At 70.8% G+C, this 16,382-nt stretch carries 14 protein-coding genes; 12 read left to right on the top strand and 2 right to left on the bottom strand.

The genetic code is table 11. The features are described from left to right. The first annotated feature begins 37 nt into the window (after positions 1-37). The 5 genes from ITJ66_RS04235 to ITJ66_RS04215 all read left to right on the top strand — a co-directional run bounded on the left by ITJ66_RS04235 (position 38) and on the right by ITJ66_RS04215 (position 6,292). The gene (locus ITJ66_RS04235) at positions 38-1,534 is read left to right on the top strand and encodes a fumarylacetoacetate hydrolase family protein (protein WP_194643637.1); all 1,497 of its coding nucleotides are present in this window, start codon (positions 38-40) and stop codon (positions 1,532-1,534) included. After that, positions 1,531-2,277 carry a GntR family transcriptional regulator gene (locus tag ITJ66_RS04230; protein ID WP_194643635.1) on the top strand — a complete coding sequence of 249 codons (747 nt, stop codon included), beginning with the start codon at positions 1,531-1,533 and terminating at the stop codon, positions 2,275-2,277. The genes ITJ66_RS04235 and ITJ66_RS04230 overlap by 4 nt, the downstream gene beginning before the upstream one ends. Next, positions 2,274-3,788 carry a 5-carboxymethyl-2-hydroxymuconate semialdehyde dehydrogenase gene (hpaE, locus tag ITJ66_RS04225; protein WP_194643632.1) on the top strand — a complete coding sequence of 505 codons (1,515 nt, stop codon included), beginning with the start codon at positions 2,274-2,276 and terminating at the stop codon, positions 3,786-3,788. The genes ITJ66_RS04230 and hpaE overlap by 4 nt, the downstream gene beginning before the upstream one ends. A gap of 52 nt (positions 3,789-3,840) precedes the next feature. Further along, a complete protein-coding gene (gene hpaD, locus ITJ66_RS04220; protein WP_194643631.1) occupies positions 3,841-4,980 on the top strand; it encodes a 3,4-dihydroxyphenylacetate 2,3-dioxygenase in 1,140 nt (379 codons plus the stop codon). A 100-nt stretch (positions 4,981-5,080) separates the two neighbouring features. Beyond that, complete coding sequence (locus tag ITJ66_RS04215) at positions 5,081-6,292, top strand: GNAT family N-acetyltransferase (protein ID WP_194643629.1); 1,212 nt, start codon at positions 5,081-5,083, stop codon at positions 6,290-6,292. 16 nt (positions 6,293-6,308) lie between these two features. Here ITJ66_RS04215 and ITJ66_RS04210 read toward each other — a convergent pair whose 3' ends face one another. Further along, a complete protein-coding gene (locus ITJ66_RS04210) occupies positions 6,309-6,887 on the bottom strand; it encodes a TetR/AcrR family transcriptional regulator (RefSeq protein ID WP_194643627.1) in 579 nt (192 codons plus the stop codon). A 46-nt stretch (positions 6,888-6,933) separates the two neighbouring features. On the opposite strand from ITJ66_RS04210, the gene ITJ66_RS04205 reads away from it, so the two are divergent. The 5 genes from ITJ66_RS04205 to ITJ66_RS04185 all read left to right on the top strand — a co-directional run bounded on the left by ITJ66_RS04205 (position 6,934) and on the right by ITJ66_RS04185 (position 13,165). Then, positions 6,934-8,130: a DUF418 domain-containing protein gene (locus ITJ66_RS04205; RefSeq protein ID WP_194643625.1), complete on the top strand. Its 1,197-nt coding sequence runs from the start codon at positions 6,934-6,936 to the stop codon at positions 8,128-8,130. Between the two features lie 4 nt (positions 8,131-8,134). Further along, the gene (locus ITJ66_RS04200) at positions 8,135-9,532 is read left to right on the top strand and encodes an alpha/beta fold hydrolase (protein ID WP_194643623.1); all 1,398 of its coding nucleotides are present in this window, start codon (positions 8,135-8,137) and stop codon (positions 9,530-9,532) included. Between the two features lie 155 nt (positions 9,533-9,687). Next, entirely contained in the window at positions 9,688-10,923 is a 1,236-nt protein-coding gene (locus ITJ66_RS04195) for an MFS transporter (protein ID WP_194643620.1), read from the top strand. Between the two features lie 26 nt (positions 10,924-10,949). Beyond that, positions 10,950-11,555, top strand: a complete 606-nt coding sequence (locus ITJ66_RS04190; RefSeq protein ID WP_194643618.1) for a class I SAM-dependent methyltransferase — start codon at positions 10,950-10,952, stop codon at positions 11,553-11,555. Positions 11,556-11,713: 158 nt separating this feature from the next. Further along, positions 11,714-13,165, top strand: coding sequence for an FAD-dependent monooxygenase (locus ITJ66_RS04185; protein WP_194643616.1), 1,452 nt, complete (start codon positions 11,714-11,716; stop codon positions 13,163-13,165). A gap of 62 nt (positions 13,166-13,227) precedes the next feature. Here ITJ66_RS04185 and ITJ66_RS04180 read toward each other — a convergent pair whose 3' ends face one another. Further along, on the bottom strand, positions 13,228-14,211 hold the full coding sequence (locus ITJ66_RS04180) for an alpha/beta fold hydrolase (RefSeq protein WP_202938638.1): 984 nt from the start codon (positions 14,209-14,211) through the stop codon (positions 13,228-13,230). A gap of 129 nt (positions 14,212-14,340) precedes the next feature. On the opposite strand from ITJ66_RS04180, the gene ITJ66_RS04175 reads away from it, so the two are divergent. Together ITJ66_RS04175 and ITJ66_RS04170 are read left to right on the top strand one after the other, a co-directional pair. Next, positions 14,341-15,549, top strand: a complete 1,209-nt coding sequence (locus ITJ66_RS04175; protein WP_191940346.1) for an FAD-dependent monooxygenase — start codon at positions 14,341-14,343, stop codon at positions 15,547-15,549. Then, entirely contained in the window at positions 15,546-16,310 is a 765-nt protein-coding gene (locus tag ITJ66_RS04170; protein ID WP_194643614.1) for a YqjF family protein, read from the top strand. The genes ITJ66_RS04175 and ITJ66_RS04170 overlap by 4 nt, the downstream gene beginning before the upstream one ends. Positions 16,311-16,382 lie beyond the last annotated feature (72 nt).

Raw genomic sequence — 16,382 nt, 5'->3', positions numbered from 1 at the left:
CGTATACGATTCTGGATACCGACAACGAGGACGTGTGATGAGCAGCCACCAGGGCATCGAAGGCCTCCCGAACAGCGGGGGCGGCAAGATCATCGCCGTCCACCTCAACTACCCGTCGCGAGCGGCCCAGCGCGGCCGCACGCCGGAGCACCCCTCGTACTTCCTCAAGCCGTGGTCCTCCGTCTCGAGCACGGGCGGCACCATCGAGCGCCCGGCCGGCGCGGAACTGCTCGCCTTCGAGGGCGAGATCGCGATCATCATCGGGTCCGCGGCCCGCCGCGTCCGCGTCGAGGACGCCTGGCAGCACGTCTCGGGCGTCACCGCGGCGAACGACTTCGGGCTCTACGACCTCCGCAGCGCAGACAAGGGGTCGAACCTGCGATCGAAGGGCGGCGACGGCTACACGCCGCTCGGCCCGTCCGTCATCTCCGCCGAGCAGATCGATCCGGCCGCCCTCCGCGTGCGCACCTGGGTCAACGGCGTCGTGGTCCAGGACGACACGAGCGACACGCTGCTCTTCCCCTTCGCCCAGCTCATCGCCGACCTCTCGCAGCTCTCGACGCTCGAGCCCGGCGATGTCATCCTCACCGGCACACCCGCCGGCTCCTCCGTCGTCGTGCCCGGCGACGTCGTCGAGGTCGAGGTCGACGCACCGACCGCACCCGGCACCCCGACGAGCGGTCGACTCGTGACGACGGTCGTCGAGGGCACCGAGCCCTTCGGCGGGTTCGGCGCGAAGCCGGTCGTCGACGACCATCAGCGGATCGAGGCCTGGGGGGACGCTGTGGCGGCGGGTCTGCCTGCACCGGCTGAGCCTCTCACCGCTGCATCGCCCGCCGAACCGCTCGACCCCGCGGTCGCCGAGCAGCTCGCCTCGGTCTCGACGGCGACGCTGAGCGCCAAGCTGCGGGCCCGCGGGTACACCGAGGTCTTCATCGAGGGCGTCCACGCCTCACGACCGGGCACGCGCATGGTCGGCGTGGCCCGCACCCTCCGCTTCGTCGCCTACCGGCCCGACCTCTTCGCCGAGCGTGGGAACGGCTTCAACGCGCAGAAGCGCATCTTCGACACCGTCGAGTCCGGCGAGGTCATCGTGATCGAGGCACGCGGTGAGCGCGGCACGGGCACCGTCGGCGACGTCCTCGCACTTCGGGCGCAGCAACGGGGATCGGCCGGGGTCGTCACCGACGGCGGCATCCGCGATGCCGAGCAGGTCGCGGCGTTCGACCTGCCGACCTTCTCGCAGGGTCCGCACCCGTCCGTCCTCGGGCGCCGCCATGTGCCGTGGGAGACCGATGTCGCGATCACCTGCGGTGGGGCGACCGTCCTGCCGGGCGACGTGATCGTCGGGGACGGTGACGGCGTCATCGCGATCCCTCGGGCGCTCGCCGCCGAGGTCGCCGCGGAGGCGGTCGTGCAGGAGGCGGAGGACGCGTGGATCGCCGAGCAGGTCCGTGGCGGTGCCGCCGTCGACGGACTCTTCCCGCTGAACGCCGAGTGGCGGGCACGATACGAGAGCGAGCAGGGACAATGAGCGGACCGCACCCGACGACCGGGCAGGAGGCGTCGCTCAGCAAGTCCGAGCGCGCCTACCGGTTCATCCGCGAGGCGATCGACGAGGGGCGCTTCGTCCCCGGGTACCGGCTGGTGCTCGGCCAGATCGCCGGCGAGCTCGACATCAGCGTCGTCCCGGTGCGCGAGGCGATCCGGCGGCTGGAGGCCGAGGGGCTCGTGACGTTCGAGCGCAACGTCGGCGCGCAGGTCGCGATGCTGCACGAGACCGAGTACCTCTTCACGATGCAGACGCTCGCCCTCGTCGAGGGCGCGGCGACCTCGATGAGTGCCGCCTACCTCACCGACGACCACCTGGCCCGCGCCCGCGAGATCAACGAGCGGATGCGCCGCACGCTCGACGACTTCGACCCGCACGCGTTCACGGCGCTGAACCTGGAGTTCCACACCGTCCTCTTCGAGGAGTGCCCGAACCCGCACGTCCTCGACCTCGTCCACCGCGGCTGGCGGCGGCTGAACGCGCTCCGCGATTCCACGTTCAGCTTCGTGCCCGGCCGCGCGCGGGAGTCGGTCGCCGAGCACGACGGCATCCTCGAACTCATCGCCGCCGGCGCGCAGCCGCTCGAGATCGAGATCGCCGCCCGCGACCACCGCACGGCGACCCTCGACGCCATGCTCGCGTACCAGGCGGAGCACCAGCCGCCCACCGCGGCCCGCCCGACGTCGTCACCGCCGTCCACCACCGACCGGAGGAACCACCCATGACCCAGCACGTTCCGGCAGCGTTGCCCGACCGTATCCGGCATTACATCGACGGCGCGTTCGTCGACTCGGTCGACGGCGACACCTTCGACGTCCTCGATCCGGTGTCGAACGAGACCTACGTCCAGGCCGCCGCCGGCAAGCAGGCGGACATCGACCTCGCCGTCGCCGCAGCGAAGCGGGCCTTCGACGAGGGTCCGTGGCCGCGGCTCCTCCCCCGCGAGCGCAGCCGGATCCTGCACCGGGTCGCCGACGCCGTCGAGGCGCAGGACGCCCGCCTCGCGGAGCTGGAGAGCTTCGACACCGGACTGCCGATCACGCAGGCGCTCGGTCAGGCGAAGCGCGCCGCCGAGAACTTCCGATTCTTCGCCGACCTGATCGTCGCCCAGCACGACGACACCTACAAGGTGCCCGGGCGGCAGCTCAACTACGTCAACCGCAAGCCCATCGGCGTCGCGGGGCTCATCACGCCGTGGAACACGCCGTTCATGCTCGAGAGCTGGAAGCTCGCTCCGGCCCTCGCGACCGGGAACACGGTCGTCCTGAAGCCGGCGGAGTTCACCCCGCTCTCGGCGAGCCTGTGGGCGGACATCTTCCGCGACGCCGGCGTGCCCGACGGGGTGTTCAACCTCGTGAACGGGCTCGGTGAGGACGCCGGCGACGCCCTCGTGAAGCACCCGGACGTGCCGCTCATCTCGTTCACCGGCGAGAGCAGCACCGGTCAGCTCATCTTCGCGAACGCCGCGCCGTTCCTGAAGGGGCTCTCGATGGAGCTGGGCGGCAAGTCGCCGGCCGTCGTGTTCGCCGACGCCGACCTCGACGACGCCCTCGACGCGACGGTGTTCGGGGTGTTCTCGTTGAACGGCGAGCGCTGCACCGCCGGAAGCCGCATCCTCGTCGAGCGGAGTGTCTACGACGACTTCGTCGAGCGCTACGCCGAGCGGGCCCGCAACATCGTCGTCGGGCACCCGAACGACCCGGCCACCGAGGTCGGCGCGCTCGTGCACCCGGAGCACTACGAGAAGGTCATGGGCTACGTCGAGATCGGCAAGACCGAGGGCCGCCTCGTCGCCGGTGGTGGTCGCCCCGAGGGGTTCCCGACCGGCAACTACGTCGCGCCGACGGTCTTCGCCGACGTACCGCCGACCGCCCGCATCTTCCAGGAGGAGATCTTCGGGCCGGTCGTCGCCATCACCCCGTTCGACTCCGACGAGGAGGCACTCGCGCTCGCGAACGACACGAAGTACGGGCTCGCCGCCTACATCTGGACGAACGACCTCAAGCGGGCCCACACCTTCTCGCAGAACGTGCAGGCCGGGATGGTGTGGCTGAACTCGAACAACGTGCGCGACCTCCGCACGCCGTTCGGCGGGGTGAAGGCCTCGGGGCTCGGGCACGAGGGCGGCTACCGCTCGATCGACTTCTACACCGACCAGCAGGCGGTGCACATCACGCTGAACCAGGCGCACTCCCCACGCTTCGGGACCGGCGGGCCGCTGCAGGCCGCGCACTGACCGCTCCCGGTCGACTTCCACCCAGCAACCGAGATCAGCAAGGACGCAGATCATGTCGAACCCCATCACCCCGTCGTCGGCCGAGCCCGTCGTGACCGCCGCCGACCCGATCGCCGTGCCGGTGAACCGCATCCCGACGCCCGCCGCCACCCCGCCGGACATCCTCCGCTGTGCGTACATGGAGATCGTCGTCACGGATCTCGCCGCGAGCCGGAAGTTCTACGTCGACGTCCTCGACCTCGTGGTCACGGAGGAGGACGAGACGACCGTCTACCTGCGGAGCTTCGAGGAGTTCATCCACCACAACCTCGTGCTGCGGCAGGGGCCGGTGGCGGCGGTCGCCGCGTTCAGCTACCGGGTGCGGAGTCCTGAGGACCTCGACCGCGCGGTCGCCTTCTACACGGAGCTCGGGTGCCGGGTGGAGCGTCGGGCCGAAGGCTATGTGAAAGGCATCGGCGACTCGGTGCGCGTCGAGGATCCGCTCGGGTTCCCCTATGAGTTCTTCTACGACGTGGAGCACGTCGAGCGGTTGGCGTGGCGCTACGACCTGTACACGCCAGGCGCGCTCGTGCGGCTCGACCACTTCAACCAGGTGACGCCCGACGTGCCGCGCGCGGTCGCGTACATGGAGGACCTCGGGTTCCGCGTCACTGAGGACATCCAGGACGAGGCCGGGACGACGTATGCGGCGTGGATGCGGCGGAAGCCGACCGTGCACGACACGGCGATGACGGGTGGTGACGGACCGCGCATGCACCACGTGGCGTTCGCGACGCACGAGAAGCACAACATCATCGCGATCTGCGACAAGCTCGGCGCGCTGCGGATGTCGGACGTCATCGAGCGCGGCCCCGGCAGGCACGGCGTCTCGAACGCGTTCTACCTGTACATCCGCGACCCCGACGGACACCGGATCGAGATCTACACCCAGGACTACTACACGGGCGACCCCGACAACCCGGTGGTCACGTGGGACGTGCACGACAACCAGCGTCGCGACTGGTGGGGCAATGCCGTCGTGCCGAGTTGGTACACGGACGCGTCGCTCGTCCTCGACCTCGACGGCGAGCCGAAGCCGGTGGTCTCCAGGACCGACGACTCCGAGCTCGAGGTCACCATCGGTGCCGACGGCTTCTCCTACACCCGCAAGGGCGACGAGGCCCAGGGCTTCAAGCTCGGCAACACGCTCTAGGCCTCGGTTCATTCGCCCATCTTTGGGCGACGCAATGTCCGCTCGCCCAAACATGGGCGAATGAACTGAGCCGGTCGCGGCACTTCCCTATGCTGGCTGGATGATGAGCCCGGTCGGCTACACCTCGTTCACCGGATCCGCACCCGACGGCGTGTGGGGTGAGGTCACGCAGCTGTTCGTCGCGGCGTTCACCGCCGAGCCGTACAACGAGGACGCGATCGACCTCGCGACCATCCGGCAGTGGGGCCCGGAGCATCTCGGGCACCGCGGCGGACGCCTCGTCATCGCCACGGTCGACGGCCGGGTCGTGGGCTTCGCGCTCGCCCACGGCCTCGATGCCGACCCGGCCTGGCTCGGCATCCTGGCGCAACTGGCCGACTCCAGCAGCACGGCTGCGACTGCGCTCGCGCGGCCGGAGGACGCCGTCGTGGTCCACGAACTCGCCGTCGCGGAGGATCAGCGCGGACGTGGGGTCGCCCGCGGCTGCCTGGCCGCGCTGCTGCAGGACCGGACGGAGACACAGACCTTCATCGGCGTCTACGAGCGCGCGAGCGACGCGGCAGCGATGTACCGCAGCTGGGGACTCAGCGAGCTCGGCCATGTACCGATGCCCGGCGACGCGATCGCCCTCCGCGTCCTGACCGCACCCACAATCGAGCTGGTCTCGCGCCTCCGATCCGCCACCACGGATTCGGCACGGAGGACCCGGCGGACGCTCTGGCTCAGCCCCTGGGAGTGGGGCTGTTGCGGCGGGCCGCTGGAAACCGGCCAACGGGTGACCCTCTCCGTCTGGCCCGTCGACGACGGACAGCGGACCTGGCTGATTGAGGCGATCGGTGCGGACCTCACGGCGCAGATCGACGGTGTCGAGATGCACCACGAGGAGAGTCCCGCGCCGGAGCGCCTGACGGGCAGGCTGGCGAAGCTGTCGAGGGTGTCGATCCCCTCGCGCCTCATCCACACCAAGCGACCACCGCTGCCGCCCGGAGTCTCTTCCACCCCGGCTCGCTTCTTCGGCTCGCCGGACAGCCCGATGATCGCGGCGATGCGACCCTCCGCGTACGTCACCCACCACGAGACCGTCCCCGGACCGCTCGTCGTCGAGGAGACACCGCGGATCCCACTCACGCGCGGGATCGATCACCCCGACGCCCAGGCAGGGGCAGAGGCAGCGGCGGCCGCGGCACGCGCAGCGGCGCAGGCGGCGGAAGCGGCCGCCCGAGCGGCGCAGACGACGGACCCGCCGCCACCGGGCGAGGTCGAGCCCCGGCTGGTCGGCTATCTCGTCGAGCTCGACCTGGACGTCGACTGAGCCGGACCGGCGTGGCTCAGCCCGCGCGCCCCAGGCCCCGCAGCGTCGCGTCGATCAGGCGTTCGGCGCGCTCCGGCGTCATCCGGTCCGACTGCTCCGCTGCTCGCGCGACCGCGATGCCGTCGAGCACCGCGAGCAGGAGCGCCGCGTCGTCCGCGGCCAGGCCGTCATCAGGGAACGCGGCGACGAGCAGCCGCAGGAGGACCTCCTCGGTGCGAGCCCAGTCAGCGGCGTGTATCACGCGCACCTCGGTCTCCGTGCTCGCCCGCGCGGCGAAGGCGACCCAGACGATCCCATCGGTCAGATCGTCACCCTCGATACAGGCGATCTCACGACAGAAGATCCGAAGTCGCTCCTCCTCGGAGTTCACAGCCCCGAGCCGCGCTGCCACGCGCTGACGGAACCGCTCGTTGACCTCGGTCATCGCCGCGACGACCAGTCGGTCCTTCGTCGGGAAGTGATGCTGGACCGCGCCGACGGAGACACCGGCCTCGCTCGCGACCGTGCGGATGGTCAGCGCATCGGCTCCGCGCGACGCCATGATCCGCAGCAGTGCATCGAGGATCCGATCCCTGTTCGTGTCCTGCTCGGTCATCGCCTCCGCTTTCGCCATCGCCCACTCGACAGGGTACGGTCTTCACATGACCAATACGAGCGTATTGCCGCCAGCGCCGCCGACCTCCCGACGCATCGCCGCACTCGACGTGGTCCGCGGACTCGCCATCCTCGGCACGCTCGGCACCAACATCTGGGTGTTCTCGCACCCCTGGGGTCTGCTCGGGATGCTCTCGGCACCGGTGACCCCGGAGACCGGCCCCGCGGCGGGCACGATCCAGCTCGCCCTCATGGCACTCACGCAGGGCAAGTTCCTCGCCCTCCTGACCCTGATGTTCGGCGCGGGACTCGCGATCCAGCACGCCACCGCACGCCGACGCGAGCAACGCTGGCCCGGTCGTTACCTGTGGCGCGCCACCCTGCTGCTCATCGACGGTGCCGTGAACTACGTCCTCATCGCGGAGTTCGACGTCCTCATGGGCTACGCGGTCACCGGCGCCATCGTCGCCTGGCTCCTGCTCACGAGGCCCCGCGCCCAGCGCGCCATGATCGCCGTCTTCGGCGCGCTGCACGTCCTTCTCATCAGCGCGATCGTCGCGTTCATCGCCACGACGCCGGCGGTCTCGGGCGACCTCCCTCTCCCCGCCGGACCGAGCCCCTACGCCACTGAATCGTTCCTCGGCCTGGCGGTCTTTCGGCTCGACAACATGGGGGTCTTCCGCGCGGAGCCCGTGCTGATTGGATTCCTCACGCTCGCGATGTTCCTCGCCGGCGCACACCTCTTCCAGGCCGGGGTCTTCGGTGAGACCGGTGGTCGACTCCGACGCCGCCTGATGATCATCGGTGCCTGCGCGCTGCCGGTCGACCTGCTGCTGGGGATCGCGGGCGGCACCGCGGGGCTCCTCGCCGAACGCTACCTGGCTGCGCCCCTCGTGGCGCTCGGCATCCTCGGCGCCACCGTCGAGCTCTGTCGTCGCTTCGGCACCGACGGCTGGGTGGCCTCGCGTCTCCGCGAACTCGGGAAGGTCGCGCTGAGCGCCTATCTCCTGCAGAACCTCCTCGGCGGCGCGATCTTCTACGGGTGGGGCTTCGGCCTCGCCGAACTCACCGCTCCGTGGCGTGTCCCGGTCACCGTCGCCGCGTTCGTCGTCATCGCCGCGCTCGTGACCGGCTTCGCCCACCTCTGGCTCCGGCGGTTCGCACTCGGTCCCGTCGAGTGGCTCTGGAAACGCGGCGCGGAGCTCGGGACGAAGCAGCCGGAGGGCCGACCCTCGCTACGGTGAGACCATGACCACCGTGCACCTGACCGGCCAGTTGATCTGCGCGACACCGACCGACGTGGCGATCGTCGAGACCCATCTGCCGGAGCATGTCGCTCTCACCCGAGCCGAACCGGGGTGCGTGTCGTTCGAGGTGACGCCGACGGACGACCCGCTCGTCTGGGACGTCGCCGAGGTCTTCGAAGACGACGGGTCGTTCGCAGCACACCAGGCCCGCGTCGCGTCCAGCGCGTGGGGACGCGCGACCGCGGGCATCGAGCGCCACTACCAGGTGACCCGGTCGCCAGCGGGTCAGACCGTCATGGACGTCGGCGACGACGACCTCGCCGACCTCCGCCGCAGACTCCACGACACTCGCTGGCCTGACCGTTGGCCGACCGCCGGTTGGGAGGCCGGCACCGACCAGGACGAGCTGCGACGGCTCGTCACCTACTGGGCGGACGACTTCGACTGGGCAGCACAGCAGCGGGACATCAACGCCCTGCCGTGGCACCGGGCCGAGATCGATGGGGCCACCATCACCTACCTCCGGTTCGACGCCGAAGCCCCGGGCGGCCTCCCCGTCGTCCTCACGAACGGATGGCCGAGCACCGCTCTCGAACTGGTCGGACTCGCCAGGCGCCTCGCGACACCGTCCCGCTTCGACGGGGACCCGGCGAGCGCCGTCACCGTCATCGTGCCCGCGCTGCCCGGACTGCCGTTCTCGCCGCAACGGCCGACCTTCGGCGATCAGACCCACGAGCTGTGGCACACCCTCATGCACGATCACCTCGGCTTCGCCCGGTACGCCGCCCATGGAGGCGACCTCGGGGCCGGGATCACCTCTCGGCTCGCGCAGGCGCATCCCGAGGCGGTCGCCGGCATCCACCTCCTCGCGGTCGCCGCGCCGCTCGAGGTCGACGCCGAGACGCTCACCGAGGAGGAGCGGGCGCATCTCGCCCGGGTCGAGGCCTGGGACGCCGAGGAGGGTGCGTACGAGCATCAGCACCACACGCGTCCACTCACGCTCGCTCCCGCACTGTCCGACTCCCCCGTCGGCCTGCTCTCGTGGATCCTCGAGAAGCATCGGGCCTGGAGCGATTGCGACGGCGACGTCTCGTCCCGGTTCAGCGACGAGTACCTCGCGACACTCGCCTCCGTCTACTGGTTCACGAACGCGATCGGCACCTCGCTCCGCCCGTACTACGAGTCCGCGACCGGGATCACGACCCGTGTCGACCGGGTCGACGTGCCGACCGCGGTCGCGCTGTTCCCGCACGACCTTGCGAGCCCACCGCGCAGCTGGGCCGAGCGGAGCTACGACGTGCGACGGTTCACGACGATGCCCCGAGGCGGCCACTTCGCGCCGCACGAGGAGCCCGAGCTCCTCGCGGAGGACATCCGGGCGTTCCTGACGACGCTGTAGCGGACGGCAGCGCGACGCTCGTCGTTGCCGGGAGGCTGCCCGACATGTCTCCAGTTCGTGATTGATCGGTCCGCGCGTCGTCCCCGACGCTCGTCGTCCCGATCCTGATCACCCCGCGCGCCGTCGAGCGCGCCCGTTTCACTGGAGTCCTTCTCATGTCGTCCACCCGGACAGCGCGTTATCTCGACGTGCTCGCACTTCCCCATGTCCCGTTGACCTTCGGGTCCGCTCTCGTCGGCAGATCCGCCTACGCGCTGGTGCTGCTGCCTCTGCTCTACGCGGTCTCCGAGGCGACGGGTTCGATCGCCCTCGCGGGTGTCGCGGTGGCCGTCTACGGCGCCACGGCGAGCCTCCTCGCACCGCTTCGGGCCTGGTTCATCGACCGCCACGGCGCGCGTCGCGTCCTGGCCATCCTGATCCTCGTCTTCGGTGGCGCCATCGCGGGCCTGGCCGTCGCGTCGCTCACCGCCGCTCCCGGAGCACTCCTGATCACGCTCGCGGGACTGGCGGGCGCGTTCGCTCCGCCTCTCGGCCCGACGATGCGTGTCGCCTGGGGTCGGCTCACGCCCGACGGTGAACTCCTGCGCAAGGCACTCAGCCTGGATGCGGTCATCGAGGAGCTCCTCTACCTCGCGGGACCCGCGGCGGCCGGGTTGGCCCTCGCCGTCATCACCCCGGGGACGGCGCTCCTCGTGCCCGCCGGATTCGTCCTCATCGGCGGACTCCTCTTCGTGAGCACGTCGACCGTCGGCAGCATGGCGCCGCAGTATCGCAGCGTCCCCCGGCAGGACCGTGGGCGGTCACTCCTGCTCGACGCCCGCTTCATCGCCATACTCCTGCCGGTGCTGGTCGCCGGGGCGGTCTCGGGCACCATCAGTGTCGCCGTACCGGTCGTGCTCGCGGAACACGGTGGTGCGGCCGCCGCGGGCATCGCCCTCGGGCTCTTCGCCGGCGGGAGCGCCCTCGGCGGGCTGCTCTACGGAACGCTCTCGGTCCCGGGGTCGGCCGTCCGCCAGCTGGTCGCACTCGCGGGGGCGCTCCTCGTCTCGGCATCGCTCATCGCCGCGGTGACCGGCTTCCTCGCCGTCAGCGTCGTCCTCGCGGTCGCCGGGCTGTTCTTCTCGCCGATCATGATCGTCTCCTACGTCGCCGCGCACGCAGCCGGTGGGCGGTACCAGCAGAACGCCGCGACGACCTGGGTGAACGCGGGACACAACATCGGTGCGGCAGCGGGCAGTGCGATCGCCGGCGTCCTCATCCAAGCGACCGGTGCACCCACCGCGGTCGTCGGCATCAGCGCGGCGGCAGCCGTCATCGTCCTCGTCGCGGCGGCGCTCGCCAGGCTCACGCCGGGTGAGTCGTCCACCGGGGGCGACTCACTGCAGGCGTGACCCGGGCCCATCTGTACGGTGAGAGCATGAGCACCGTCCGAGACGCCTACGCCCGTCGGTCCGCCGAGTACGCGAAGCTGCTGGGCACGATGGCGTCAGTGCACCCATCGGACCGGCAGCTCGTGACCTCCTGGGCCGACCGGGTCGCCGGTCCCGCGCTGGATGCCGGCTGCGGCCCGGGGCATTGGACGGCCTACCTCGCCGCGCGCGGGCTCGACATCCGCGGCATCGATCTGGTCCCCGAGTTCATCGCGCACGCGCGCGCCGAGCACCCGGAGACGCGGTTCGACCTCGGCAGCCTCGACACCCTCGACGCGGAGACCGGCTCGGTGGGCGGCGTCCTCGCCTGGTACTCACTGATCCACCACCGTCCCGACACCATCGACGCCTCGCTCGCGGAGTTCGCTCGCGTGCTCCGGCCGGGAGGTGAACTCCTGATCGGTTGCTTCGAGGGGCCGGCGGTCGAAGCGTTCGACCACGCTGTCGTGACGGCCTATCGCTGGCCGATCACGGAGCTGGCCGAGCACGTGCGCCGGGCGGGCTTCGAGGTCATCGAGACGCACACCAGGACGAGCTTCGATCAGCGACCACACGGGGCGATCCTGGCCAGGCGAGCCGACACGGTGAGGTGAGGCAGTTCGTCGCCCGGCCCGAGGCTGAGCGACGATCCGCCGCATCTCACTGCCGCTGCAGTTCCAGAGTACGCCGGGCACCGGGGCTTGCCGCAAGACCCCCTCCGGCCTCCAGAATGGGTGGCCGGGTCGCCTCCGACCACGAGAACGGGGTCCTCATGCACGACGTCATCATCAGCGGTGGAGGCCCGACCGGCATGATGCTGGCCGCCGAACTCCGCCTCCACGGCGCCGACGTCCTCGTCCTCGAGCGGGACGCCGAGCCGAGCCCTGTCGTGCGGTCGTTGGGCCTCCACCCGCGGAGCATCGAGATCCTCGACCAGCGCGGCATCCTCGACCGGTTCCTCGCCGAGGGCACGCGGTACCCGGGCGCCACCGGTCACTTCGCCGGCATCGTCCCGCCGCGACCCGTGCCGCTCGACACCACGCATGATTACGTCCTCGGTCTCCCGCAGCCGGTGACCGATCGACTGCTGACCGAGCGCGCGGTCGAGCTCGGCGCCGAAGTGCGTCGCGGGAGCGCACTTGTCGGCCTCGAACAGGACGACGACGGCGTCACCGTCGAGCTGGACGACGGTGAGCGCCTGCGGGCACGGTGGCTCGTCGGGTGCGACGGCGGGCGGAGTACCGTCCGAAAGATCCTCGGCATCGGCTTCCCCGGCGAGCCCGCGCAGACCGAATGGATCCTCGGGGAGATCCAGGTCGCCCTCCCGGCCGACGAGGTCGCCGCCATCGCCGAGGAGGTCCGGAAGACGCACCGCGGCTTCGGCATCGGGCCGGTGTCCGACGGCTTCTTCCGCGCGGTGGCGCCCGCCGACGCTCCCGCCGACGAACACCTGGCGACTCCCACCATCGAGGAGTTCCGGGCCCGGCTCGAGCGCTTCGCCGGGACCGACTTCGGCGCACACTCCCCGCGCTGGCTGTCGCGCTTCACCGATGCGACGAGACTCGCCGAGCGCTACCGGGTCGGCCGCGTGCTCATCGCCGGTGACGCCGCCCACGTGCACCCGCCCCTCGGCGGGCAGGGCCTCAACCTCGGGATCCAGGACGCGTTCAACCTCGGATGGAAGCTGGCCGCCGAGCTCGCCGGCTGGGCACCGGCCGACCTCCTCGACACCTACGCGACGGAGCGCCGCCCGGTCGCCGACGACGTCCTCACGCTCACCCGAGCGCAGAGCGTCCTCCTGTCCCCCGACCCCGGCCCGCAGGCGGTGCGTCGGCTGTTCTCGGAGCTGATGCGGTTCGACGACGTGGCCCGCTTCCTGGGCGAGCGGATCGCGTCAACCGGCATCCGGTACGACGTCGGAGGTCCTGTCGCAGCGGAGGACGACGGGTCGCTGCTCGGTCGACGGCTCCGTGACCTCCCTCTGACCGACGGCGGGCGTCTGTTCGCTCTCCTCCACGAGGGTCGCGGGCTCCTGCTCGATCAGACCGGGACCCACGGGCTGTCCGGTTGGGCGGACCGCGTCGACCGGGTCGTCACCACGACCCCGGAGTTCGCGGCCACGGCGGTGCTCCTGCGCCCGGATGGTCACGTGGTCTGGCTGGCCGACGGGCGGGAGCCGCTCGAGCCGGCCCTCCGGCGCTGGTTCGGCGAGCCGACGCAGTGAGGTGAGGCGGTTCGTCGTCCGCCCCGAGGCTCAGCGACGATCCGCCGCATCTCAGCGAGCGCTCAGTCGTGGTCGATGGAGGCGACCGCGTCGGCCACCTGCGACTTCCCCTCGGCCACGCGGTCGTCGTCGTCGGTGACGATCCCGATCGTCTCCTCGATCCGACCTCCGACGGCCTGGATGATGGCCGCGGGCTGCGGCGCCTCCGGCTCCTTGTCATCGCTCCCGTCCGAGTCCTCGGGGTAGACCCGGAGTCGGTCGTCGTCGCCGTCCGCCACCGTGCGTCTGGCGTGGTCGACGCAGAGCTTCGCGACCTCCTCGGCGTGCGCGTACATGACGGAGTGCGCAGCACCCGGAATCTCCCAGAGGCGTGAGGAGGGCAGGAGTTCACCGACCCGCTCCACCCACTCGCGCGGCGCGACGGCGTCGTACTCGCCGCGGATCACGAGCGTGTGCGCCTGCACCTTCGGCAGGGCCTCCTCGATCGGGTAGGTCAGCATCTCCGGCAGGACCCGCGAGAACCATTTGAACCCGCAGAAGACGTAGGCGCTGACGGCGAGGACCTTCACCGTGAGCGGTTCGTGCCAACTCGACTGCAGGAACCGGACCGCCTGGGTGAGCACGCGGCGCTGGCCCGGCACGACGACTGGCCCGATGAGGATGAGGGTCGACAACTCGGGGCGCCGGGAGACGAGGTCGCTGACCACCTGACTGCCCATCGAGTGGCCGACGATGATCGGGTCCTTGAGATCGAGCTCGTCGATGACCCGACCGACGAGGTCCGCGTACTCGCGGATCGTGAGCGTCGACGAGGGGTGCGGCACCCCGCCGAAGCCGGGGAGGTCGAGCGCGTGCACCGGCCCGAACTCGTTGAGGTGCGGCGCGAGGCGCTCGAAGTAGGTGGACGAGACACCGATGCCGGGGATGAGGATGAAGGAGCGATCCCCGCTGGATCCCACGGAGTTGACCCGGACGTAGACGTCGCCGTCGTAGACGCGATCGACCCGCACACTCCGCTTGCGACGCTTGCGTTCGATCCTCGACATGCCCCAAGCGTACAAGCGGGCGACGCCTGCACCGCCGGAGCTGTCAACCATGCGGGATTCGGATCGGCGAGCGCGATGATGGAGGCGACCGGAGCGGCAGTCCCACGCTCCCCGAGAGGTGGCACCACGATGACCGTTCCCCGCGTCCTGATCTCCGGAGCCAGCATCGCCGGCCCCGGCCTGGCGTTCTGGCTGAACCGCTACGGCTGGGAGACGACGGTCGTCGAGCGCGCGCCGGCGTTCCGCGACGGCGGCCAGAACATCGACGTGCGGGGCGCTGCTCGCGAGGTGCTGCGACGCGCGGGCCTCGAGGACGCGGCACGCGAGGCGACCACCGGCGAGCGCGGCACCCGGTTCGTCGGTGACGCCGGTGAGACGATCGCCGAGTTCCCGGTGTCGGACTCCGAGACCGACGGCGCGACCGCCGAGGTCGAGATCCTCCGCGGTGACCTGGCCCGCATCTTCATCGACGCGACAGACGGCACCACCACCTATCGGTACGGCGACCACATCACCGGACTCGACGACGACGGCGAACGGGTCCTCGTGTCCTTCGCACATGGCGAGGACGAGGCGTTCGACCTCGTGATCGCGGCGGACGGCATCCGATCGTCGACCCGCGAGCTGGCCTTCCCCGGCGAGGCGGTGACCAGATCCCTCGGCCTCGAGATGACCTACCTCACGATCCCTCGCGACGACGCCGACGTGCCGTGGTGGCAGTGGTACTCGGGCGTCGGCGGCCGCAGCGTCACGCTCCGACCTGACCGGCACGGCACCACCCGTGCGGTGTTGACGGAGGTCACGTCCGACCGCGGCGACGGCGTCGTCCCCGCGCGCCGCGACCTCGACGCGCAGCGACGGCATCTCAGGAACCGGTTCGTCGGACTCCCCTGGCAGGCGAACCGGATCCTCGAGCACCTCGACGACAGCGACGACGTCTACTACGAGTCCATCGGCCAGGTCAGGACGCCCCGCTGGGCATCCGGGCGGGTCGCACTGCTCGGTGACGCGGCCTGGTGCGCGTCGCCCGTCAGCGGCATGGGGACGAGCCTGTCGATCGTCGGCGCCTACGTACTGGCCGGTGAGCTGGCCGCGCACGTGCACCACCGGGACGCCTTCCGCGGGTACGAACGCATCATGCGCCCCTACGTCGAGCAGGCCCAGTCGCTGCCGCCGGGCACGCCGCAGCTCGCCAATCCGACGTCGAAGGCCGGCGTCGCGGCCTTCCGCACCGCACTCCGTGTGGCCGGGTCGAAGCCGGCGAAGCTCGTCGGTGCGCAGTTGTTCTCCCCGCCGGCCGACAAGATCGACCTGCCCGAGTACGAGCACCTGGCATGACGACCTCCACCGGCGAGCCCCGGCCGATCGCCTCGAGCGCACCGGCACTGTCCGGCCCGGTCGTCGCCGCGCAGGAATGGCGGGACCTGGCGTTCGTCCACTGGCGCGTCCCGGCGAGCGCCGTCGCGCCGCTGCTCCCGCCCGGGGTGGTCCCCGACGTCTTCGACGGCTCCACCTGGGTCGGACTCATCGCCTTCCAACTGGGCGACGCGAGAATCGGCCCACTGCCGCCGTCGCCCATCGGCGGTTCCTTCACCGAGGTGAACGTCCGGTTGTACGGGGTCGATGCCGAGGGGCGTCGTGGCGTCGTGTTCCGGTCGCTGGAGGCGTCGAGCCTGCCGGCGGTCCTCGCGGCTCGCGCGATGTTCGGCCTGCCCTACCAGTGGGCGCGGACCGCGCAACGGCCGACGGACGACGGCTGGGAGTACGCGTCGCGGCGGATCACCGGGTCGCCGACGACACGAGGTCCGGGCTTCCAGCTCGGCGTCGACGTCGACCGGGCGACGGCCGTCGACGACGAGTTGTCACAGTTCCTGACGGCGCGGTGGGGGCTCTTCCAGAGCCGCTTCGGTCGGACGCAGTGGTTGCCGAACGAGCACGAACCCTGGGTCCTGCACCCGGCGCGCGTCACCTCGTTGCGCGACGAGCTCTGTGCGGCGGCGGGCCTGCCGGGTGTCGTCGAGCACGAGCCCGACTCGGTCCTCTTCAGCCCCGGCGTGACCGCCCGATTCGGCATCGGCTCGTTCCTCGCCCGCTCGTAGTCGATGCTGACCTGTGGATAACCCGGTCTCGACCTTCCGCGCCACGTACGCTGCTGGGAATCGACGGACGGA

Source organism: Plantibacter sp. VKM Ac-2885 (genome assembly GCF_015351205.1).
Classification (GTDB): Bacteria; Actinomycetota; Actinomycetes; order Actinomycetales; family Microbacteriaceae; genus Plantibacter; species Plantibacter auratus.
Note: the sequence above shows the minus strand (reverse complement) of the source record. Positions and strands in the feature narration are given on the sequence as shown.

Excerpts from the sequence above, each read along its gene's own strand:
- ITJ66_RS04235 (WP_194643637.1), top strand. The coding sequence starts at position 38 with ATGAGCAGCCACCAGGGCATCGAAGGCCTCCCGAACAGCGGGGGCGGC.
- ITJ66_RS04230 (WP_194643635.1), top strand. The coding sequence starts at position 1,531 with ATGAGCGGACCGCACCCGACGACCGGGCAGGAGGCGTCGCTCAGCAAG.
- hpaE (WP_194643632.1), top strand. The coding sequence starts at position 2,274 with ATGACCCAGCACGTTCCGGCAGCGTTGCCCGACCGTATCCGGCATTAC.
- hpaD (WP_194643631.1), top strand. The coding sequence starts at position 3,841 with ATGTCGAACCCCATCACCCCGTCGTCGGCCGAGCCCGTCGTGACCGCC.
- ITJ66_RS04215 (WP_194643629.1), top strand. The coding sequence starts at position 5,081 with ATGATGAGCCCGGTCGGCTACACCTCGTTCACCGGATCCGCACCCGAC.
- ITJ66_RS04210 (WP_194643627.1), bottom strand. The coding sequence starts at position 6,887 with ATGACCGAGCAGGACACGAACAGGGATCGGATCCTCGATGCACTGCTG.
- ITJ66_RS04205 (WP_194643625.1), top strand. The coding sequence starts at position 6,934 with ATGACCAATACGAGCGTATTGCCGCCAGCGCCGCCGACCTCCCGACGC.
- ITJ66_RS04200 (WP_194643623.1), top strand. The coding sequence starts at position 8,135 with ATGACCACCGTGCACCTGACCGGCCAGTTGATCTGCGCGACACCGACC.
- ITJ66_RS04195 (WP_194643620.1), top strand. The coding sequence starts at position 9,688 with ATGTCGTCCACCCGGACAGCGCGTTATCTCGACGTGCTCGCACTTCCC.
- ITJ66_RS04190 (WP_194643618.1), top strand. The coding sequence starts at position 10,950 with ATGAGCACCGTCCGAGACGCCTACGCCCGTCGGTCCGCCGAGTACGCG.
- ITJ66_RS04185 (WP_194643616.1), top strand. The coding sequence starts at position 11,714 with ATGCACGACGTCATCATCAGCGGTGGAGGCCCGACCGGCATGATGCTG.
- ITJ66_RS04180 (WP_202938638.1), bottom strand. The coding sequence starts at position 14,211 with ATGTCGAGGATCGAACGCAAGCGTCGCAAGCGGAGTGTGCGGGTCGAT.
- ITJ66_RS04175 (WP_191940346.1), top strand. The coding sequence starts at position 14,341 with ATGACCGTTCCCCGCGTCCTGATCTCCGGAGCCAGCATCGCCGGCCCC.
- ITJ66_RS04170 (WP_194643614.1), top strand. The coding sequence starts at position 15,546 with ATGACGACCTCCACCGGCGAGCCCCGGCCGATCGCCTCGAGCGCACCG.